The 23,379-nt window shown below is 36.5% G+C and carries 13 protein-coding genes; 4 read left to right on the forward strand and 9 right to left on the reverse strand.

The genetic code is table 11. From position 1 onward, the window contains the following. Nucleotides 1-226: 226 nt before the first annotated feature. From pbpC to RLT85_RS07530, 9 genes are all read right to left on the reverse strand, one after another. Nucleotides 227-2,596 carry a penicillin-binding protein 1C gene (pbpC, locus tag RLT85_RS07490; protein ID WP_311401408.1) on the reverse strand — a complete coding sequence of 790 codons (2,370 nt, stop codon included), beginning with the start codon at nt 2,594-2,596 and terminating at the stop codon, nt 227-229. Between the two features lie 187 nt (nt 2,597-2,783). Then, nucleotides 2,784-3,104 (reverse strand): GIY-YIG nuclease family protein, encoded by a 321-nt coding sequence (locus RLT85_RS07495; RefSeq protein ID WP_311401409.1) that lies wholly within the window; start codon nt 3,102-3,104, stop codon nt 2,784-2,786. A gap of 116 nt (nt 3,105-3,220) precedes the next feature. Continuing rightward, nucleotides 3,221-8,773, reverse strand: a complete 5,553-nt coding sequence (locus RLT85_RS07500; RefSeq protein ID WP_311401410.1) for an alpha-2-macroglobulin family protein — start codon at nt 8,771-8,773, stop codon at nt 3,221-3,223. 357 nt (nt 8,774-9,130) lie between these two features. After that, nucleotides 9,131-11,728, reverse strand: a complete 2,598-nt coding sequence (locus tag RLT85_RS07505) for a carboxypeptidase-like regulatory domain-containing protein (RefSeq protein ID WP_311401411.1) — start codon at nt 11,726-11,728, stop codon at nt 9,131-9,133. A gap of 33 nt (nt 11,729-11,761) precedes the next feature. Continuing rightward, nucleotides 11,762-12,556: a GLPGLI family protein gene (locus RLT85_RS07510; RefSeq protein ID WP_311401412.1), complete on the reverse strand. Its 795-nt coding sequence runs from the start codon at nt 12,554-12,556 to the stop codon at nt 11,762-11,764. 183 nt (nt 12,557-12,739) lie between these two features. Beyond that, the gene (locus tag RLT85_RS07515) at nt 12,740-13,000 is read right to left on the reverse strand and encodes a hypothetical protein (protein ID WP_311401413.1); all 261 of its coding nucleotides are present in this window, start codon (nt 12,998-13,000) and stop codon (nt 12,740-12,742) included. A gap of 248 nt (nt 13,001-13,248) precedes the next feature. Next, nucleotides 13,249-15,492: a T9SS type B sorting domain-containing protein gene (locus RLT85_RS07520; protein ID WP_311401414.1), complete on the reverse strand. Its 2,244-nt coding sequence runs from the start codon at nt 15,490-15,492 to the stop codon at nt 13,249-13,251. Then, nucleotides 15,437-15,904: a hypothetical protein gene (locus RLT85_RS07525; RefSeq protein WP_311401415.1), complete on the reverse strand. Its 468-nt coding sequence runs from the start codon at nt 15,902-15,904 to the stop codon at nt 15,437-15,439. The genes RLT85_RS07520 and RLT85_RS07525 overlap by 56 nt, the downstream gene beginning before the upstream one ends. A 1,005-nt stretch (nt 15,905-16,909) precedes the next feature. Next, nucleotides 16,910-17,974: an isoaspartyl peptidase/L-asparaginase family protein gene (locus RLT85_RS07530; RefSeq protein ID WP_311401416.1), complete on the reverse strand. Its 1,065-nt coding sequence runs from the start codon at nt 17,972-17,974 to the stop codon at nt 16,910-16,912. Nucleotides 17,975-18,185: 211 nt separating this feature from the next. Here RLT85_RS07530 and RLT85_RS07535 point away from each other — a divergent pair, with 211 nt between their 5' ends. From RLT85_RS07535 to RLT85_RS07550, 4 genes are all read left to right on the forward strand, one after another. Then, nucleotides 18,186-18,725, forward strand: a complete 540-nt coding sequence (locus tag RLT85_RS07535; protein ID WP_311401417.1) for a 3-hydroxyanthranilate 3,4-dioxygenase — start codon at nt 18,186-18,188, stop codon at nt 18,723-18,725. Nucleotides 18,726-18,933: 208 nt separating this feature from the next. Next, nucleotides 18,934-20,487: an L-piperidine-6-carboxylate dehydrogenase gene (gene amaB / locus RLT85_RS07540; protein ID WP_311401418.1), complete on the forward strand. Its 1,554-nt coding sequence runs from the start codon at nt 18,934-18,936 to the stop codon at nt 20,485-20,487. A gap of 205 nt (nt 20,488-20,692) precedes the next feature. Beyond that, nucleotides 20,693-21,526 (forward strand): helix-turn-helix domain-containing protein, encoded by an 834-nt coding sequence (locus RLT85_RS07545; protein ID WP_311401419.1) that lies wholly within the window; start codon nt 20,693-20,695, stop codon nt 21,524-21,526. 147 nt (nt 21,527-21,673) lie between these two features. Further along, nucleotides 21,674-23,338, forward strand: a complete 1,665-nt coding sequence (locus RLT85_RS07550) for an alpha/beta hydrolase family protein (protein ID WP_311401420.1) — start codon at nt 21,674-21,676, stop codon at nt 23,336-23,338. Nucleotides 23,339-23,379 lie beyond the last annotated feature (41 nt).

Consider the following 23,379-nt stretch of genomic DNA (forward strand, 5'->3'; position numbering starts at 1 on the left):
TTGCAAAGGTATATTCAGTTCGGTGTTATGCGAACTAAAAAGACTTAAAGGTTTGTTAAATAATTTTAATAACCTAAGTTCGATATAATTATGAGAAGGATTAAAAACTGTCAATTCGATTTCTATGACAATCTCAAGCGGTTTTCATAGAAATCGAACTCAGGTTAATAGGTTTCCTCTAACTTCAGACTAAGCTCTCTTCAAAAAGTTTAATCTTAAGTCTTAATCATTTAAAGCTAATTTCAATTTCTATAGGTTGAGAAAGACTATTCCCCTCTTGATCTACCACGCTAAGCACGTGTTTTCCTGGCTGCGGAATTGTAGATATCTCGTGAAAAGTAGTGGTGCTAGTAAGATATACTGAATCTAAATACCAAAACACGGTCGTTTCGGGATTGCGATGTGCCAGTTTAAAAATAATAGCGTTGGTTTCTTCCTTAAAGTTTTTTGGAAGTATAATCGCCTCTTTTTTCTTCGGAAAAATAAATTGCATCAAATCCTCCCCATCTTTTAAACACCCATTTTTATAAGGAGGCAAGCTTCGGTATTGTGGATGCCGAGCAGCATAATAGTACTCCATTAATGGTGGAAGCACAAACCAATTTTTACGTTGCATTTCAGATAGAGGATAACAAGAAGAATTAACTTGAAACTGCTCTGATTGATCTAAAAAAACTTGCTGATGGTAAGGACAAACAGAAGTTCTTGTTCCGTTTTTAGGAATCCACTCTTGCTGAGTTTCGGGACAATAAACACTTGCTAAATGTCCGCTTCTTTTACAAACCTCTGCTTCAACAAGTTCATCATAGGGAGTTTGAAAAGGTGCTGCTTTAGGTAATTTATCAAAAACTTCAAATAAAATGGGAGCTGCAGCTTGCAACCCAGTTAACCCCGGTCTTCCTTCTCCGCTGGCATTTCCTGCCCAAACTCCTACCGCATACTTAGAAGTGACCCCAACCGCCCAAGCATCTTTAAAGCCATAGCTGGTTCCTGTTTTCCAAGATATAGGCTGAGAATTGCTAAAGAAACTCCAATTCTCCTCTCCGTTAGGTCTATTCACCTCCTCGATGGTTTTCAAGGTATGATAAATGGCTCCGGCTTGAAAGACTTCCGCAGAAAATTGTTTTGCTCCAAATTCGGGTTGTTTTCCTAATTCATAAATAGGGTTAACAAATTCATTTTTTCGGTATTCACTGGAAGAAGTATTGAAAAAATTTAAGGTAGAAGCCATTCCTGCATAAGCTTTGGTAATATCCCAAAGTGAACTTTCTGCACCTCCTAAAATGATGGGAAGTCCATAGTAATCTGCGGAATTTTCCATATTTTTCTGCTGAAGTTTTTCTAACTGATGGTAAAATTTATGCAATCCATATTTCCGAAGCATTCTAACTGCGGGAACATTTAATGATCTCGCTAAAGCAAGGCTAGCAGGAACGGCGCCGTTAAACTCTTTGTCAAAATTCTGCGGACTGTAGCCGTTCACGGAAGTAGGCACATCGGCTACCAAAGTATTTGGAAGAATACTGCCTTCATCCAACATTGCGGCATATAAAAAGGGTTTTAAAATACTCCCTGTACTTCTGAAAGCCTGAACGAGATCCACATAACGATCATGTTCCGCTGTAGTGGGTGAATTGCCCACGTAAGCTCTTACTTCACGTGTTTCTATATCGAGTACTAAAATGCTAAGGTTATGAATTTCATTTTGACGTAGCCGATCGTAATTTTCTATTGCAATGGCATTCAATTGTCGCTGAAGCAGAAATTCAATCGTGGATTTAAACTGAGTTCCTGGATGATCTCTTCTCAATTTTTCGGTAAGGTGAGGTGCCATTTCGGGCAAGGCTAAAGGTTTGCTAGGAAGTTTTTCTGCAATCGCCAATTCATAGGTGGTGGGGTCAATCACCGAATGCTCTAAAAGTTTTTTTAATAAGCGATCGCGTTTTTGTTTTAAAATAAGTTCGTTTTTCCCCGGAAAAATAAGCGAGGGTGCATTCGGTAAAACGGCAAGTGCAGCCGATTGCCCCCAGCTGAGATCTTGAGAAGGAATACCAAAATAACGCCAAGAAGCCGTTTCTAATCCTACCACATTTCCGCCAAAAGGTGCATAAGTAGCATATAAATTTAGAATCTCTTTTTTGCTCTCGCGGGATTCTAATCGGGTAGCCTGAAAAATTTCAATCAGCTTTTCAAAATAAGTGCGTTTCTGATTTTTTCGTGACAACCGAATTACTTGCTGAGTAAGGGTACTTCCGCCACGTCTTTGTTGGGTTGTGATATTTTCCCAAAGTGCTTTTGTGATAGAAATGGGATTAAAGCCAGGATGTGAATAAAAATACTCATCTTCAAAATTTAAAATACATTGCTCAAATCGGTACGGGACATTGTCTTGTTTTGGAAATCTCCACTGCCCGTCTTTAGCAATACGCGCGCCCAGCATCAATCCCTCTCTACTTTTTAACACAGTAGATGTAGGAGCATTAAACAGGTTTCTGGGCAAGCAAAAAAACCAAATCAACCCCACAATTAACACCACACCTATTTTGATAGGATGTTTTTTGACGAAGTTAAATATGGATTTTTTACTTTTTTTCACGGTAAGCGTATGGATTTTACTTCGACAATATGAGTGTCACTTCGAAAGGCTCAGTGTGACCAAGAGTACTGTCAGCCAGAACTTGTCGAAGGCTCTTTTTTGTATTTAGTTTAACTTTAAAAGCCTCAGTATCATTTTTAACAAGTTTAGTGGCACTTCGACAAGCTCAGTGTGACCAAGAGTGCTGTCAGCCAAAGCTTGTCGAAGGCGGTTTCCCAAATTGCGTATAATTTTTTGAAAAACGGATTAAACCCTGCCAGTTTTCTTTAATTAGGGCTTCTTTCTTTTTTCTAGACCAACCTTTAATTTGCTTTTCTATACGAATAGCTTCCAAAGGATTAGTGCATTTAATGTGCCATTTTAAAATGAGAGGTCGTCTTTTGTAAGTGTAACAAGACCTCACTTCTCCTTGGTTATGCTCATCAAGTCTTCTTTTAAGATTGTTAGTCATTCCTGTATAATAGGAGTTGTCAGAACAAAGTAAAATATAGGTGTAATAATATTTCATTTTGATAGTTCTTGAGTTGCTTTTTATTGCATTTATTTGATTTCATTTCGATAAGCTGAGTGGCACTTCGACAAGCTCAGTGTGACAGTTAGGTCAGTCTAAGCCTGTCGAAGGCTTTATAGAACCACTTTCACCCAGCTACCCCGAGTTCTTGCAAAATAAGTCGCATCATACATGGCTTCCGCTTGAGTTCCTGGTAAATAATAGGTTCCCAAATAAGAAGCGTTTAGTTTTACGGTAAAGACTTTGGTTTTCTTGGCGTCTACACTAAAGTAAAAATTCACTCGGTCATCCCGAATATCTTTGTAATCGGCATCACCATTCGCGCCACCTCCTAAATCTGTAAAACTTGTATTTACCACTTCCCATCCGCTAGGGAATATTTGTGATAGTGCCACATTATCTATCGCATCCATAGAGGTATTGGTTACCGCAACTTTTGCTATAATTTGAGTGCCTTGTCGTAAGCTAGAAACATCGATGGCATTTTCTGCACCATCTAAAAACTGAGTTTTTACAGTAAGATTGCTTTGTTCTGTCAACTCTTCGCCTAAAGGAAGCTTTCCTGTTTGCGAAATCGAAACATACAAAATATTGTCTTTTTGATTTTCTAAGCTTAGTGTGTTCGTGCCTTTTTTAATGCCTAGCTTTCTTTCGGCTAAAGCTTTTGTTGTTTTAATGTTGGAAGATTTTCCGTTAAGGCTATACTTCACTTCTACCGCTTTTCCTCCATTTTTATTGGCCATTTTTGCTAAGGCTAATAAGGCGTAAGAGGTTTCTTGGGTACTGTACCAACGCTGCGAGGATAAGTTTTTCGCCAACGAAATCGCCAATTCTCGTTGCTGCTCATCGCCAAGAATCACCATAGTTTCTAAAGCCATAGACTTATTTCTAAAGGGCGAGCCATAGGTATAGTAATTGTGTTTCTCTGGCTCAAAACTAAGGTTTGCTTTATTTGCAATTTGTTTTGCTACTTGGTCTTTTCCTGCCAAGGCGTAGGCGGCAGCAAGTCTCCATTTGGCATCGTTGCTCATTTCACTAGATTCTCGCAATCGGTTCATCGCGGCTAACTCAGGTTGTCCTGCTAGAGCTAACGTATAAAGACGATACGCTTGCGTTAAACTCGAGTTATAACGGGTATAAGAATTTCGCCATTGTCTAGCCTGATTTTGTTGGTATTTCATCCAGTTACTTAAAAACGGAATGGGAAGGGCGTAGCCTTTTTTCTTTGCCTCTAGCATAAAATGGCCGGCATAATTGGTACTCCAATCGTCCACATCTGTATTTCCTGGCCAATAACCTAGGCCGCCATTGCTCGTTTGAAAAAGATTCATGCGGTTAATGGCTTGTTTTACATTTTCTTCTATTTCTTTTTTCTTAGAGAATGAAAGATCAAAAATATCAGTTATAAATAACTGCGGAAATGCACCCGAGGTCGTTTGCTCCAAACATCCATGGGGATAGCGAATAAGGTAATCCATACGCTTGCTATAATCCATTGGCGGAAGCGTAGAAAATTCTATAGAAGCCGTATTACTACCTTCTACTCCAAAAGTTTCCAGTTCTATCTCTTGGACTCCTTTATTTTCTAAAGTATAAGTTTTAGAAGTTTGAGAAATAGGATTCGGGTTTTCGACATCAATCTCAATAAGCGTTTTCGACTTTTCTCCGTTTCCGGAAGCATACACCTGAAAGCTTTGAGGTTGAGTTGCAGCATTCACTTCAAACTCAAAATTGACAATCTGTTCGCCTACTTCCGTAAAGGAAATATTTTTAGAAGTAGCTCCAATAGGGGTAAACGCTTCACTTTCTTTAATACTTACCGCTACGTTCTTCACCTTTTTCTCCATGGCAAAAACCGTCACGGGAAGTGTCACTTTCTCTCCTGGAGATAATTTTCTAGGCAAAGAAGCCAACACCATGAGAGGCTTTCTTACGGGAACGGTTTTTTCTGCATTGCCGTAAGCCGCTTTTTGATGATCGCCTGCAATCACCATCGCTCTTACAGAGCCTACATAATTAGGCATAAACAAGCTATGGGTTTTGGTCTGTCCTTCTTTTAAATGAAACGGACCTAAATAGGTTACCACGGGTTTAAACCGATCTGCTTTTTTATTTTTAGCTCCTGCAGCGGCATCACCACCTCCAATTTCATAAATATGATCTACGCTCCCCGAAAAAGCACCAATCACATCGTCAAAAATATCGAAGGTTTTTACGCCCAAAGCTTCTCGTGCATAAAAAGCACCGTGAATATTTGGAGTTATAAATCTAGTGAGGTCCAATAAACCTTCATCGACCACTGCCAAGGTATAGGTCATTTCTTTCCCGTTCTTTTCAGAAACCTTTAGGCTATAATCCTGCTCAGGTTTTAACACCTCGGGCATATTAATCTCTGGATGTAATTTGGTATCTGGATTTTCTACCATCAACGGTATAATTCCGTAAAGCCGAATGGGTAAATCGTTTTTGGTTTGTTCGTGAGGCTGTAATAACGAAATGTTTACAAATACATTAGGCGCCATTTCTTTGGTAAGCGGAATAGAAACTTGCGTTTCGCCTTTCTGGGTTTCTACCCATTGCTTAGAAAGTACCTCGGTTCCATTTTCAATACTGATTAAAGCGTTTCCTTTGCTCCCCGAAGGAAAGGTAATCACGGCATCTTCGCCTACTTTATATTGATCTTTATCTGAAGAGAACACAAGCATTTTGGCGCTTTCTGCATCTCCGTTGGTAGGTCTTCTGGACCAATTTCGGTAAAAGTAAACCGTTTTTCCTGTGGCGTGGCCAGAGGCTTTATCAATAACTCTCACCAAGTAACGTCCACTTTGTCGCTCGGGAATATTCACGGTAAATTGTCCTTTTCCTTTGTTGTTGGTGGTCACCTCAACTTCTTTTACAGGAGTGTAAGTGCTGGTATTATCGTAGCGAGAAAGATTGTCGCTTCCGCGGCTCCACCACCAGCGCCATTCAATTTCAAAAACTTTTACTTCTAGTTCGCGATTGCCAGCAATTTCTCCTTGTGCGTTAAGGCTTATCACGTCAAATTTTGTATCCTCATCGGTGTAATAAGCGCCGTATTTATGCGGATCTGGAGCTAGGAGGCCTGCAAAATAGTCGTAAGGAGCCAAGTCTTTTGAAAACACATCTATAGAAAAGTCTCCGCCACCTTCAAACACTTTGGTTAAAAAAGTAGCTGTAAGCATTCCTGGGGCTTTATTATTAAGCTTTATTTTTTTACTAAAATTTGTTTCACCTTCCGCAGAAAGTTTGGTTTCTACTACCGGCATTTCAATTTTATCAAAACTCCTTACAGGATCGGTGAACTCGTATTGCGGAAACTTTTCAAAAGCATTGCCCATAGAAGTTAGGGTAACTTCCATTTGGGCTTTAAGATTTCTGGCGGGCGAACCGTGTAGCCACGTTGAACTTAATTTTCCAGAAATGGGTTTACTAGCATCTAATATTTTATCGTCAAAATCTAAACTAATTTTAAGTCGGTTAGGCTTTACCGTCGCCACCCGAAGCGTTTTGGTAAAGTGCGCCCCACCAACATACACGTTGGCGTTCCAGTTTCCGGTAGGCGAGGTGGCTTGGGTGAGAATAGGGAAATAGAAAAAACCGTTTTTAGCCTTTCCAAAAGACGAGGCATTACCTTCTGTTAAAACTCTTTCCTCTACTAATTTACCACGCGCATCTGTAAGCTGTAATTTTACAGGATGATTTTTAGGCAACGGATTGGCTTTGTCATTTAAAGCAAAAGTTAAGTGGATGGTATCTCCAGGGCGGTGAACACCTCTTTCGGTATACATCAATCCTTTTAATCCTTTTTCTAGGATTTTTCCTGAAACATCAAACTTACTTAAGGAAAGCGCATTTCCATCTTCCAATTTTGCGTACGCATAATTTTCTCCTTTATAGGCGATAGCAAAAGCTGCTTTTTTAGTATTATCATTTAGCGCAAAACCTTTTTGATTGGTGGTTATAGAAGAAATGAGTTGCTGCTGGTAGTTGTAAAGATCTACGGTAACGCCTTTTTCTGGTTGAGCGGTAATTAAATTAGTGGTTGCAAAATGATAGGAGCGATTGTTGCTTTCTTTAACGATAAGTCCTAAATCTGATCCTAACACATTGGTGCTTACAAAACGGTTTTCCCTGTAATAAGAAATGCTGCAAGGATTATCGCGTTCTTGCCAGTTGTAAGGCGTGTTTCGCCAATTGTAAATCTCATTGTCCCAATATTGTTCTTCGCGTTCTTCTTCGGAAGAAGCGCTGTTATCATATTCGTATACTTCCTCGTCGCCAGCCTTACTGATTTCATTTCCACAATTAAACGTACTATATTCTTTTTTAAAGCTTATCTGAATCTGATACATTGCTCCTGGATCTGCCTTAATAAAATCTGAAATATTGATGGCGTGCGCTTTCCAAGAACTCGATTCAAATTCATTTTTGGAAGTAAGCGAAATCGTTTTTTTGGCTACTCTTCTTCCTACGCGGCGAATGTTATACGAGTTTTGATCGTTTAAATTACCAAACTGAAGGTGCTGAAGCATATTGTCTTGAAAAATCTTAATCACGCGCACATCTACGGCCGAGAGGTTGACGCTTTCAAAATAGATGGGCGTTGAAGCCGAACTGGGTAAGATAACACCTTTAGAAATTAAGCGTACCGCGGGTTTTAGTTGCTCAAAAGAAATGGTTTCAGCGAAATCTCTTTTTAAAGGAAAGCCATAGGTGTTTTTAATTCCTTTAAATACATTAACGTTGACTTGTCCCGTAATCCGCTCTGAAGGGTATACGGTTAACACGTTGCCATCTACTTCAAAACGTAAATTGTTTTGATCTTTGATGCTCACCAAACCTTTAAAATTTTGATTTTCGTTAAGCGGATCTGAAAAATTGATAGAAAGTGAGCTTTGTTCTGCCAAAGAGGTTTTAAAATCGATGATGGTAAAGTTATTTTGGCCGGGAATAGCAAAGCTGTTTTCCCCTTTATTTTCGGCTTTGATGGCTTTCCCATCCCAAGAAATTTCGATTTGAGAATCGTCTATTTCTCGCTGAATGCTGTCGATAGTAAAACTAAAATAATTAGCATCTTTCGCGTCTTCCTGCCATTTAATAGATAGATTTTTTCCGTTTTGAGAAGCTTCAACTAGTTGCTTCGCCTTTTGAAATTGGATGACATCTGAAGCCTCTAAAGTTCCCGTTACATACTGCCATTCTTTAGAATAGGATTGCAGATTGCCTAAATTTATTTTAAAATTAGGTTGCAGAGTTTTAAAGCTAAAGCTGAATTCTTTATACTCTTTGTCTAAGTCATCGTAGAGCTCGTTTAGCTTTAAGGTCACTTGATACTCGGTATCGGGTTCTAAGTGGGTTTCGGGTTTAAAGACTAGAGAAGTGTTGTTTTCTATAAATAATTTTCCTTTGATGCTGGGAGATATCGTTAGGTATTTGGCTGGAATTTCTTGCGTAAGCTCATATTGCTCCAAAGGCTGAGCAAGGTTAATTCTAATAGACTCTGCAATAGAAACTCGTCCTTGCGTATGAAATGAAATGTATTCTTTGAATTTGAATAGATTATCGGTTTCAGGCGGAGTTTTATCTTTACAAGCACTAGAAACTAAAAATAAACTTATGAATAGAAGGCGGAAGAAGATTTTCATAGAGGGAAATTTATGTTGCCAAAGTTAAAAGAAATCGTGGCGGTAAGCAAGGCTATTATTTCTTCGCAAAAATAACGCTTATAGATGTATTTCTTGCATAAAAGTCTTAGCTAATTGTTTTGTAAAAAAGCTAAGACTTCATTTTTATAAAAGCTTTGGATAGGAACTGTGTTAGATTAGATTTTGATTAACTTGCGGGTGTAGCTAACTTTGTTCACGATAAGTAAGGAATATTTAACGCTATGTAGAAAATCTTTTAAGAAAAGAATAGTATCGTTTAATTTATTTCCATTGGAAATTATATAGCAATAAAATACTGAATTCCAGATTCATTACAATGTAATATTTAATGTTTTTTTAAAACCGATATTTTCCCGAGATTAAAAAATACCTAGGAACTAAATTGTAAATAGTAGTATTTGAGGTGTAATTATCAATTTTTAGTGCTTTATATTCTTTTTCGTTTAATATATTATTTATAAGCAATCTAAATGATAAGGCACTTTGATTAGGGGTATAATTTATAGAAAAGTTCATAAATGAATAGAATGCATTTTCAACATCATAAAAGTCATTCTTTAATTCTACAAGAAGTTCGCTAGATAGTTTTGCATTTAAATTAATGTGAGCTTTTTTAACTTCACTATTAACCGTATTGTTTAAATATTTAGATTGTGAATAAGTATATGAAATTCCAAAATCAAAATTAAGTGGGAAATTGAAATAAGTTAATCCTGAAAATGCATATTTCCCCATATAATTGTTTAATGTATTAAATTTTGCAGTATTTAATTTTACTGGCATCTTATTCCAATTTTGGTCGGTTTCAAACTCTGTTACCAACTTTAGTTTTTTGAAATAGTTAACTAAACTAGAATTAAAAAAATAATTTTCACCTCCATCTCTTAAGATATAATTTAAAAAGCTAAAGCTTTCTGTTATCGTATTATTAGAAGTATAGGCTTTTTTTGCTTTGGTGTAAGAAAAAGTAGTGCTTAAAGAGAATCTTTTGAGATCATTAAATAAATTATGTGAAAAGGAAAGATTTTGATTTTTTAATAAACCGTTGTAACCCTTTCCTCTACTAAAAGCGCGGTAGTCTTCCAGAAAATAATTACCTAAGAATTTTGAGATTTCTGGCCGTTCATTATTGATGGAATAAGAAAGAATAAATTTGCCTATTTTATCCGTTTTATAGTTTAAAATAGCTTTTGGACGCAATGCTTTAATAGTTTCTTTATCAGAATTTATTTTAGAGCGACTTATTAGATAGTTTAGATTTGCTGTTAAACTGATTTTCGAATTAAACCTGTAGCGAAAATTGTTTTCTATAATCACAGCATTTTGTCTCCAAACTAAATCATTTATTAGGCTATCCTCAAGCGTAGCGCTTCTGCTTAATATGTTTTCATTTATAGTTTCCTTGCTATGTTCAAAATTTACAGCAAAGGCATTTTCTATTTTTCCAGTTTTATAAATCAAAGTTGGTTTTAAGCCTATATAATTAATAGTATTATTTTCAGTTTGTTGCAAGGTATCTGACGAACTCAAATCTAAATAATTATTTAATAATTCAGAGCTAATAGTGCTCCGTTGCTTCACGTTGTCATAACCATAATACAAATAAGTATTTAATAAGGTATTATTGGTTAGTTTTTGGGTATAATTAAAATGGTTAAAAATAGTTTTTTGTTCACCTCGCACGGACTGTCCTATTTCTTTGCTATTATTATAGCGCAAATGATTCCTGAACCGATAAGGATTAGTTTTAACAATAAGCAAATTTCTGAGGTATGAGTTTTTACCATTAAAATATTTTAATTCTACTTCTCCTGAAGACAAAGTTTTTCTAGATCTTTCGTAGTTATTTTCCGAAATTTCAATAGGATTTTCTCCAATATTATACTGTGTATTTTTGAAATTATTTTGTTTTTGAATATCGTTGGCAAAATAAGCAGTAGCTCTAATTTTTAAGCGATTTTGTATTTTGGTATTTAGACTAAGTGAATTAAAAAAAGCTTTATTGAAGGTGCTTTGGGAATTACTAAAAGAGTTATTTTCCCTAATTTCATTTGTATAAAAATTTTGAGTTGTGTGTTCAATTCTATCTTCACCAAACAATTCATTACTATTTTGATTTCCCTCTATTTGATCTGTTGCTTTATTCCCCAAATTATTAAAATCACCTAGATAAAAAAGTTTTATTTTCTTCTTTAATAAACCCAATGTAAAACTTTCTTGAAAACGAAAATCTCTACCAAGGCCTCCCCCAAAATTAATATTACCAAACCAAATATTTTTCTTATTCTCATCTAGCTTTAAATTAAGCGCCACTTTATCTGAAGTCTGCATGACTTTCTTCATGATGGGATTATCCTCAAAATTATCTAAAATCTGTACTTTGCTTAATACTTCCGCATCAATATTTTTGGTTAAAATTTTATAATTTTTATCCAATAAATCTTCTCCCTCAATAAGTAATTTCTGTATTGGCTTACCATGTGCTTTTATAGTACCATTTTCTAGAACTTGAATTCCAGGTAAATTCTTTAATACATCTTCAATGGTTTGTTCAGTCCCTGTTTTATAGGAATTTACAGCTATTGTAGTTGTATCCCTATTAATTTTTATTTTTTGATTAAATTTTAAAACCACTTCATTTAATACTGAAGTTTCTTCTTCTAAATTAAAATCCACGTTTAGTTCGTCTTCAGAAGCAAAATTAATTGTTTTTATTTCATTCTTATAGCCTAAAGAAGAGGCTGATAGTTTTAGCTCTTTTACATTAGCATTAAAGGTAATTTGGTAAAAGCCATTTTTTTCAGTATAAGTGTAGTGGAGAATATTATTTTCAGAAGTCAAAACTTTTACCGAACCGCCCTCAATTCCAGCATCGTTAACTTTAACATACCCAGAAACTTTATTTTGTGAATAGGAAAAAAGGTAAAAAGGCAAAAAAAAACAATTAAGCAATCCTTGATCATATATCTAAAAAATCTCTAGACATAGCTCATCCATTTCCCCTGCTTTCACATTAATGCCATCTCCCAATTTTTTTGATAATAGCAATGCTTTAGTTTTGCCTTTATCTACAAATTTTTCTAATAATTTTTTGTATTCTGGGATTGAAACCCAATCATCATTTCCATTGGGATTGATGATTTTTGGTACAGGTTGTTTTTTATCTAAAGGGTAATTTATAGATTTAAAGTAAATGTATAGTTCTTTGTTTGTATCATAGGCTTCTAAAACTAATCCTGGTAATCCTTGAAATTTCCATGGTCCATAAGGCAACGGGATCTTTTCTGTATACCAAACTGTATAATTCCTACCTCTAAATTCCGCAGTAGCCTTTTTACAAATAATATTACCTATTTTTTTAGTATCATTTTGTAACTTCCAATTTATTGCTGGCCTATCTTCTTTCCCATAAATGATGGAACCATATTTAACGTTCCACCATAAACTATCTTTTTTTCTATCAAAATAGACCTGTTTCCCTTTTGCTAAAGTATGCTTACCCAAATATACCTCTTTATTTTCGCTGTTATTTTTTTTCTCTAGTTTTTGTCCTTCTAGATTAGATGAATTTTCCAACGAATCTTTTGCCGTTACATAATAGGTTTGATTTTTGTCAAAAAGCAAGAACGCATTAAAATCTAGACCTACCGGCCCACCTTTTCCAAGACTTTCAATATGCCCATAACGCACAATACCCTGTTGGGATGTAGCAGGTTGAATAATAAAAAAATAAGCTGTTATAAAAAAAAGTATACTTTTCATGTTATAATAATTAGTACTTCCGGATGCTTCCAACGAAAGTTTTGAGAGAGAAAATAAAAAAAAATAATTTATGTGAAATTTTAAAAACTTGCTTATATTGAATATATCTTGTTTCTGTTTTTAAATCTTCAAAAATTATAAAAAGGTTAATATCAATAAGGTTTAATTAATTTTGATTATTGGTTAAGCACATAATGCCCAAGCAACATTCAGTAATTGGGTTGTAGAACAACCATCACAAGTAACTTCATAAGAACTGCCATCTTCACAATTGACAGTTATAGTGGCTGCCCGTTTTACATCAGTAGCATTATCATCTTCTGAATGTATTGTTTTTTTAGGAGAGATGTCATTCCCCAAAGTTGAAATATCAGAGTTGGTATTAGCTCCATGCATTAAAGAAGCTGTAAAAAATATTGAACTAATAATAAGTAATTTTTTCATAATTGTAAGTTCAAAATGTTAAAAAATAAAATTAGATATTAACCTTTTGCGAATATCGGTAAATTATTCCGTTTAAAGTCATAAATCAATATTTTTTAAAGATTAAAACTGTTTTTATTATGGTGCTTACGATTTTGAAGAAAGAGAAAGATTAAGTGGTGCTGCGCAATGCCATATCTCGGCTCTCACCCAATACAAGCTCTTCCCATTAAAAAAAGGGGTTCTAGCCAGATCCGCGTTCGCAAGCTTTATCTTTTCAAGGTAAAATGTCCGGTGTAGCGTTTCCCATTTTTGCGTTCCACCAAAAACCAATAGTCATTGCTCGACATGGCCTTGCCGTGATAAGTGCCATCCCAACCTCGGCTGCGTGGGTTAATTTTTGTCAGTAATTTGCCAAAGCGGTCGAAGATATATATTTTCAATTCTGGTTCTCTATGAGAATTGAAAATTTGCCAGGTATCGTTTATTCCATCGTGGTTTGGAGTCAAGAACTTAGGATAATAAAGCAGATAAACCGCTTGAGTTGCAATGCCACAACCATTTTTGTCTTTCACATAAACGGTATAATCTTTAGAATACTCCAGGTTAAAAAATTGATTGCTTTCTTGGTATTGGACATCATCCAGAGAATAGAGATAATCGCCTTCCCCATTTACTTCTACTGTTATAGAATTATTTTGTGCCGTCCAATCTTCGATGTCTATGGTAATGATTTCCGCTTTTCCAGAAACAGAAACATGAACCGTTTTCGAGGTTTCACAAATGAAATCGTCATAGTTAGTTGTTGCCGTCACCTCGTAATCCCCAGTTTCGGAAACCGTTATGCTCTGGCTGGTTTCACCTGTGGACCACACATAAGAATCATAACCAGGATCTGCTGTTAATTCTATGGGCGTGTCATTACATATATAAGTCGAACTTGGCAAAGTCAACTCTGGATTTTCTCTGACAATAAGATGAAGGGTTGTTTCTGCAAAACACGCTGGATGTTGTGGGTTTTTGATGAAAACAATCAAGGTTTGGCTTTCGGAAACAAACGGATTGGGCAATGACGATAACGTATCGCCATCGGCATTAAGGTAAGAAAAACTAAATCCGGTTTGTCCATTTAAAATTTCGTTTTCCAAATTAGGCATGTCAAACTCTGCGCTGCCATCTCCTAAACCACAAGCTTGCAAAGTAATATCAGGAGACGCTATGGGAGATTCGAAGACTTCCAACTCAAAAGACGTTTGTTTCATACAATTAGTGTTTTCACTATTTTCAACCGTGACGTAAATCGTTTGTGGCGAAGTCGTGTTTTCATAATTTCCGGGAGAACCGATTTCATCTGATAAAGCGGCATTTGTATAGTAATGAAAGATAAAACTAGCTGGGGATTGCCCATCGAGCAGATTTTCTTCTTCCCCCGTCAGATCAAATTCTGCAAAAAAGTCATTTTGTGTAGAAATGGAAGGATTGCTGCAAGCCATCAATCTTGGCGGATTGGGATTGAGGATTGGAGTTTCAAAAATTTCAATAGAAAATGACGTACTGGCTTCACAATCTGTATTCAGGCTGTTTTTAACTCTCACAAATATAGTTTGACTGGTAAAAGCAGTATCATTTTGAAAATTTTCAGGAGTAGGGATTGGGTTGGCATTATCAAAATTTTCTTGCGAGCTGTAATATTCAACACTAAAAACGTTTGGGTCTTGGCCATTCAAAATAACAGGAGTTTGGGCGGTCAAATCGAAGTTGTAGAAGCCGTCATTATTGTCGTCGCAGGCTGATATGTCATCCGCAGGATTGGCTTCGGGCTGTTCATAAATTGTTACCGAATTTGAATAGCTTGTCGTATTGCCGTTGATGGTAATTTCAACCACAACATTATAAATCCCTGATGCGGAAAATACATTGGTTGGACTTTCTTCTGCTGAAGTATTATTGACGCCAGAAGCAGGGTCATCAAAATTCCAATTTATATTATCGATATTACTAACTTCATTAATCAATGAAAAAAAGGTGGCCTGGCCAAAACACGTGTTTATATAAGTAAATGTATTGGTTTCAAAAAAGGATTGCACAAAATTAGGAAGGCCAATACCGGAAAACCGTCCTTGCAAATCGACCGCATTCTCTTGAAAATCACAATCTATCCCGACATTGTTTGGAGAATAAATAACACTTAAATAAGTCCCCGAATTGATATAGATTTTTCCATTGGACGCTAGTTGCATCCCCAAGCTAACGAAAAGAGGAATTTCTTGTTTTGAACTGATGATATCCTGAGCCGTACCAGCTTCAAGATTATATTGTAATATAGCTAATGAAACCACACCAAAATAAAGTATTTTGCTGTTGGGCGAAAACTCAACGCCATAAGACACCTCATCATTATCCTCATTAGAAATATCCCACAAGATTATTGCATTAGAAACCATTCCCGTGTTGGCATCAAAATCGAATAACAGCTGTTGTCTTAGGTTTGCGAGTGCAATTTTTTTTTCCATTGGGCGAAAACTTCATATAACCTCCACCATAATTGTCATCTGAGCCAGTAAATATAGGGCCTACGTTGCTGGTTACAGGTGTGGTCGCAACTCCTTGAGCAGTTACTTTAAAGGCATAGAATTTATTCTGCTTCATGGCATGTGTCATTACCCAAAAGCTATTTGCATTCACATTTTTTACAGCGGTCAGTTTTTCAGAAATAGGTGTTTGTAACAAAACATTCTTAACGGAAGTAATTCCTCCCAAACCTCCGTCTAAATCCATATCGACTTCAGAATACTGTAAACCATCGGGACCGCCCACATTATCTGCTGTAAAAATATAATATATAGAATTACTTTCAGGTTTTGGTACAATCACGGCCGCCTGTGTTGTTGACGAATCACCATTTAACCCCGTGCCATTAAGCATTACCTCGTTATTTTTATTATACACTGTTGAACCGTCGGTATAAAACAACAATTCACCCGTATCTGGTGTGGAAATAGCCGCACAACCCTCTTGAGTGCTTAAAGCTCCATCTAATAAGACTTCTGGTTCACCTTCATTAAAATGGACTCAAGCTTCCTGCCCAAAAAACCAATAATCACCTTCGTGTTGCCCAAAAGCAATAGTCGTAAAGAAAAATGCTAAAAAAACAAGTAAAACTCTCATCATGAACTAAAGATATAAAGTTCTAGTCTTATTTATGTGGAAAATACCGATAATCTCTTTTCGATAAAATATTATAAGGCATAAGATGAAATTTATAAAAAAATAATGATAGCAATGCTTTTCAGTGTCTTCAATCAATAGCGTCTTAAACGTTTTTGAAGATAATTTGTAAGAATTTATTATAATTGGGTTTCGATAACTTTTTATAATGATTGGTGTGGTTTTTAGTAGTACGGTTTCTTCGGCCTATCGAAAATTAATCGTAAAACCCGCCTGAATGACTAGTCGGGCAGGTTTGAAGTGAAAATTCCGTAATCCCGAAGCTTCGGGATAGGCTGTCCGCTCGGATCGGTACGGACGGGTTTGAGCCAAACGGTTTTTTTCAAATTTATATTCAAGGTTAATGGCGAGTTCCTAAAATTTAGGGATTGAATGAGAAATTTAGATAAAGTATCGTAAGCCTAGCCTTTTTTGTTTCTTTTTTTGACAATGCAAAAAAGAATAAATTGTCTTCTAAAATTAATTAGGACATTTCTGGTCTTAAGTAATTAAAAAACCCTAAATCTTTCAGTTCTAAGTTGATTTTTCTTTAAATTTAAAAATAAAATGCTAACCCCAAACTTCGTGGTAAAAGCAAAAAAGGAAGGAGCTTTTTTTAGTTTGTGGAAAAAATTGGGATATGGCTTCAATACACCCCGAAGTTTCGGAGCTGTCGAAAATCACTCAGCCACCGACTATGTGTCCATTTCAATTTTAAGAGAATTATTCTTTTTTATACATTTTAATATTTAGCTCATCGTTTAAATAACTGGCTCTAAACATTCCTGGGGTATTAAATTCCATTGCAATATTGCCTAGATGATCTATGGCAATAATACCGCCTTCGCCGCCCAGTTGAGGTTGTTTTTCATAGATTACTTTCTTTACAGCTTCTTCTAAGCTGAGTCCTTTATATTCCATTAAGGCAGAAATATCATAGGCTACGACGCCACGAATGTAAAATTCTCCCCAGCCAGTTCCCGATACAGCGCAAGTGGCATTATTGGCGTAAGTTCCCGCGCCAATAATAGGCGAATCGCCAATGCGTCCCCACTTTTTATTGGTCATGCCTCCGGTAGAAGTCCCGGCGGCAAGATTTCCGTTTTTGTCTAAAGCTACGCAGCCTACGGTGCCAAATTTACTTCCGTTAAGGTCTGGGGTATAAAAATTGGATTGCTTGTTTTCTTGTTCTTTTTTGATGCGACGTACATTCTGAAGTTGCTTTGGAGTAATAAAATAAGAAGGATCTACCAAAGTGAGGTTTCTGGTTTTCGCAAAAACTTCGGCTCCTTTTCCAGATAAAAGTACGTGGGCTGAATTTTCCATTACTTCGTAGGCCAAATTAATAGGATTTTTTATGGTAGATACACCGCTAACACCACCAGCATTTAAAGTTTTTCCATCCATAATGGAAGCGTCCAATTCGGGTTGTTCTTCGTGAGTAAGAACAGCGCCTTTGCCTGCATTAAATAAAGGAGAATCTTCCATAATATTAATAGTACGCTGTACGGCTTCAACGGCAGAACCTCCGTTTTTTAAGATTTCGTTGCCTTTTGAAATGGCTTCAGAGAGTTTTTCGTGATATGCTTTTTCTAAGCTATCGCTAAGACTTTCTTTGGTAATATAACCTGCACCACCGTGAATCACGATTCCGAAAGGGGCATTTGGTTTTTGTTGAACGCTATCTGCGGTAGTTTGTTTTTGGCTAGATTTTGATTGAGATTTATTGGTTTGCTGGCAACTGATGCTTAAGCATAAGACAGCCCAGAGAAGTAGAATGTTTTTCATAGTGTTTAAATTAAGAAACAAAAGATACTCATTTTTTGCGACAGCGATAGCAGTGAAAATCCCGGATTGCGCCTAAGCGCAAACGGAATTGTAACGAATAGCGCGGTTTTGCCCTTTTTTTCTAAGGGCAAAAGTTGCCCAAAGAAATAGAATTATGCTAAAGGTTTAAAATGCTTTTAGTAAATTTATGAAATTCAAAAAAAACACAACTATGGCAATTCAAAAACCTTTTAATTTAAATAAATGGATCGAAGAAAATAGAGATTCTTTAAAACCTCCTGTGGGCAATAAGAATTTGTATAAAGATGCGGGCGATTATATTGTAATGATTGTAGCGGGACCCAATGCTAGGAAGGATTATCATTACAATGAAACCGAAGAATTGTTTTACCAGTTGGAGGGAAATATTGAGGTGCATATTCAGGAGGACGGAGAAAAGAAAACCATGAAATTAGGACCGGGAGATATGTATTTGCATCCTGAAAAAGTACCGCATTCTCCTGCGCGAGGTGAAAATTCTATAGGACTGGTGATTGAAAGAAAACGAACTGGAGAATCTGGCAAAGATGGTTTGCTGTGGTTTTGCGATAATTGCAACTATAAATTATACGAAGTGTATTTTCCGTTGCACGACATAGAAGTTGATTTTTTGAAACATTTTAAACACTTCTATGCAAGCAAAGACTTGCGTACCTGTGACAATTGCGGGACGGTGATGGAAGTAGATGAACGATTTGTGGGAGATGAATAACAACATTCAAATAGATATGTAGAGATAGGCTTAGAATTTTATTCTTTTTAGCCGTCATCAGCCTGCATTCACGAAATTAACAGGAACTTAAAATTATTTACAAGGTAATTAGGAGATAATTTTTTATTTTCGGCATTGGTTGAAAATCCGCTATAAATTAGAGGGTTAAATCAGCTTTTTTACCAATAATTTAAAATATATTAATTACATGAGTCAAATTGCAAAAGAATTTGGAATCGATAAAGCCTTAAAAGATTTAGGTTTAAAAGACATAAACAACGGTACTTCTACTGGAAAAGATTTTTTTAGTAACGGTGAAATCATTGAATCTTATTCTCCCGTAGACGGAGCTTTAATAGGGAAGGTGAAAGCAACCACTAAAGAAGATTATGAAAAGGTAATCACCACCGCAGAAAAAGGTTTTAAAGAATGGAGAACGATGCCAGCACCTTTACGTGGAGAAGTTGTTAGAAAATTTAATGATGAACTTCGTCGTTTAAAAGAACCATTAGGAAAATTGGTTTCTTACGAGATGGGGAAATCTTACCAAGAAGGATTGGGAGAAGTACAGGAAATGATAGACATCTGTGATTTTGCAGTAGGTCTTTCTCGTCAGTTGCACGGTTTAACGATGCACTCTGAGCGTCCTGGACATAGAATGTACGAACAATACCACCCATTGGGCGTAGTAGGTGTCATTTCTGCGTTTAATTTCCCAGTAGCGGTTTGGTCTTGGAACACGGCATTGGCTTGGGTATGTGGAGATGCTTGTATTTGGAAAGGATCTGAAAAGACTCCGCTTACCTCTGTAGCCTGTCAAAATATTGCAGCGCGTGTATTTTCAGAAAACGGAGTTCCAGAAGGAATTTCTTGTTTAATTACTGGAGATCATACGGTTGGAGAAATGATGACTAAGGATGAGCGTGTGCCTCTTATATCGGCTACGGGTTCTACTCGTATGGGAAAAACGGTAGCAAAAGAAGTAGCAGGACGTTTAGGAAAAACATTATTGGAGCTTGGTGGAAACAATGCCATCATTGTAACGCCAGATGCGAACATTAAAAATACCGTGATTGGAGCTGTGTTTGGAGCGGTTGGTACGTGCGGACAGCGCTGTACCTCTACGCGTCGTTTAATTGTACACGAAGATGTTTATGATAAAGTGAAAGATGCCGTAGTTAAAGCTTACGGCCAGTTGCGTATTGGAAATCCTTTGGATGAGAACAATCACGTAGGACCATTAATAGATAAAGATTCTGTAAAAAATTACCAAAAAGCTCTTGATAAAGTAGTGGAAGAAGGTGGTAAAATTTTGGTTGAAGGTGGCGTTTTAGAAGGCGAAGGCTATGAAAGCGGATGCTACGTAAAGCCTGCGATCGCAGAAGCAGAAAATCACTTTGAAATTGTGCAACACGAAACTTTTGCTCCTGTATTATACATAATGAAGTATAAAGGTGATGTTGCTGATGCGTTGAAATTGCAAAACGGAGTTCGTCAAGGACTTTCTTCTGCAATTATGACCAACAACTTGCGTGAAGCAGAGCGTTTTCTTTCTGTAGAAGGATCTGACTGCGGAATTGCTAACGTAAATATTGGTACTTCTGGTGCTGAGATTGGTGGTGCATTTGGTGGTGAAAAAGATACCGGAGGCGGAAGAGAATCTGGTAGTGATGCTTGGAAGATCTATATGAGAAGACAAACCAACACGATTAATTATACTACTGAACTTCCGTTGGCACAAGGAATAAAATTTGATTTGTAGAAAATAAAATGTCAGGTCGAGCGGAGTCGAGATTCAGTTTAGAGCATAACTTCTCGATACAACCTGCTTAGAAAACTTACGAGATCGAGATTTCTTGTTTTCTAAAGCATCCCACTCGAAGTGACTGTTTGATATAACATAGAAAACCCCCTCGCTTTTTTAAAGTGAGGGGGTTTTTACTATCTTCATTTTTTAAGAAAAAACTGTGGAAGATCAATTTCTAACTTGTAAACCTGCGCCAGCGCTAGCTCCATATATTGCCTATTACTATGTGCATCAGTCTTTATCGCAAGATTTCGATAAGACGTTTACCTATTATCCGCACTTTAAACATGCGCTTACCGCTTACCAACATAGTTCGCATTGCTTGTTAGATGATGTGAGGGCAGAAGTTTTGCCCAATAAGCATTCCTCTCCAATTATTTATTCTAAACTTCAGAAAGAAATAGGCACAGTGCATTTGCATGGAGTTTTTCTAAAAGTAGGCATTGTTTTTCAGCCCTTGGGAATACATCACTTTATTCATAGAGATTATCACGAGCTGTTTCCTAAACCTGTGAATTATGTTAATTGCTTTGGGAGAGATTTTGATGAGGTGCTTCAGCGTGTTTTCTTTACGGAAGAAATTGAAGATAAATCAGCTTTATTAGATTCGTACTTTCTTCAGCATAAAAAAGACTTTTCAGAAGAACGATTAAAGAAGGCTGTTCAGCTTATTATGGAAAGCGAAGGAAAAATTAGCGTTCAATACCTTGCTGATGAATTAACCATGAATCGCAAAACACTTTTACGCTTGTTTCAGAAACATCTGGATTGCTCTGTAGAAGCCTACAAGAAATTGGTAAAATTTCGATTAGCACTCATAAAAATTCAGAAGGAAAAAGATGTCAACCTCACTCAAATTTCTTCGGAAAATTATTTTGATCAATCCGATTTTATCAAGCAATTTAAAAAGCTTACCCAACTTGCGCCGAAAAAATTCTTGGCAGCGGTGACCAAAATGGGGTCAGAAGATACGATTTGGAACTTTAAAGACTAAATTGATACCATGTCCCAATTCTACAATTTTAGGATTTTCATTGTGTGTAGCTTTGATACTAAATTGTAGAGTACGCTCCTCCCAACCCTAGCCCTTCCCAGAAAAAAGGGATTTGTTATGAGACATATAAACTTAAAAACAACTGTTATGAAAAACTATATACTTATTTTATTATTGATTGTTGTCGCAACGGGTTATTCGCAAGATTACGAGAAAAACTTTCAGGTAGCCGATAGTTTGGTGTATGCCAAAACCGATACGATTGCCAACGCCCGAAAAGGCTATGAGTTGTATCGAGAATTGTATGTGGAGGTTCCAGAAAAAGTGAGCTTTTGGCATGTATTCGATATGGCTTACGCCGCCAATAAATTTAATGATCCAGAAACAGGATTTTATTGGTTAAATAAACTCGTAGACGAAAAATATAAGGAGGAAGATTTAAGTGTCATTTTTAAGTATGCTAAAGATGATTTTTACCAGCTGCAAGAAGCTCCAAAATGGGGAATTTTTCAAGAAAAAGCGGAGCGTAAAATAAAAGCTTATCAAACCAAGCTAAAATCACAGCAAGAAAAGTGGATGCAAAAAGGCTTGGGAAGCGCTAATTATGCTTCGCTTAGTGATGGAAAAGATTTGTATCATGCGATTCGGGATTTTGAAGACTATCCAAATCTCCCTTCAGCAGTTTTTGGGTTTATACAACTGAACGACACTTTAGACAATAATTTTTTTGTGCGTCTTCCCAAATCTTATAACCCAAAGCAGCCCAGCAAATTGTTATTCTTTTTAAACGGAGCGGTGCGCCACCAGCAAATCCCTGCATATCCTAACACTTCATTAGAAGAAGGCTGGCAGCGTTTTTATAAGCAATACGCCGAAGAGAACAACGTGATTATGGTATATCCAAATTCGAACAAAAAATTTAATTGGATGTTGGGAGACCAAGGTTTTGGAATGGTTACCGATATTTTAAAAACCATAAAGCAGTTTATTAATATTGACGACGATGCAGTTTTTGTAACCGGTCATTCTAACGGTGCAACGGGTTCTTTTAATCTGTTAGTCAAAAATCCCAGTGCTTTTGCTGGTTTCTACGGAATGAATACAGAGCCTAAAGTTTATACAGGCGGAACTTTTCTTAAGAATATGAATGAGCGTTGGTTTTATAACATTTCTACCGACGAGGATTACTATTTTCCGCCCAAAGCCAATGACACTTTAGTGAAATTAGCTAAAAAGTTAGGTTTAAATTATGATGACCATCGCTACAATGGTTTTCCGCATTGGTTTCCTCAGTTTCCAGAATCTGAGGAATCTATTAAGAATAGCTTTAAAGATTTAAAATCACAAAAAAGAAATTCCTTTTCAAATCATTTATACTGGGAAACCGATGATGTAAAAAACGGTAAAATAGATTGGTTAGCGATAAAAAAGCTCGACACCTTGCAACCGAAAAAGCAGTGGCATCAAGAAGTAAATTTCACCATCCACGAGAAGAAATATTATGACGAGCAGGATTCGCTTCGTACTAAAAAAGTGAAGGAGAGAGCTTTTGATTTTCCACGGAAATCTGGCGCGGTAAAAGCCAATTATAAGGACAATGTATTCCGCCTTAAAACTTCTCGAGTAAGTGAGCTCAGCATTTTTATTTCTCCTGAAATGGTGAATATGAATCAGCCTATTTCTATTTACGTGAATGGAGAACTCCGCTACCAAAAAAAACCGACTTACAACCGCGATTTTATCTTAAAGAATTTTAAGAAAACCTACGATCGCAAAGCGATTTGGGTGCAGGAAGTGAGGTTGGAGTTATAGTTATACTTGCGCTTGATTTAAAAGAATCGAAATTTTCAATT

It is taken from the genome of Mesonia ostreae, from assembly GCF_031845265.1.
Taxonomy (GTDB): Bacteria; Bacteroidota; Bacteroidia; order Flavobacteriales; family Flavobacteriaceae; genus Mesonia; species Mesonia ostreae.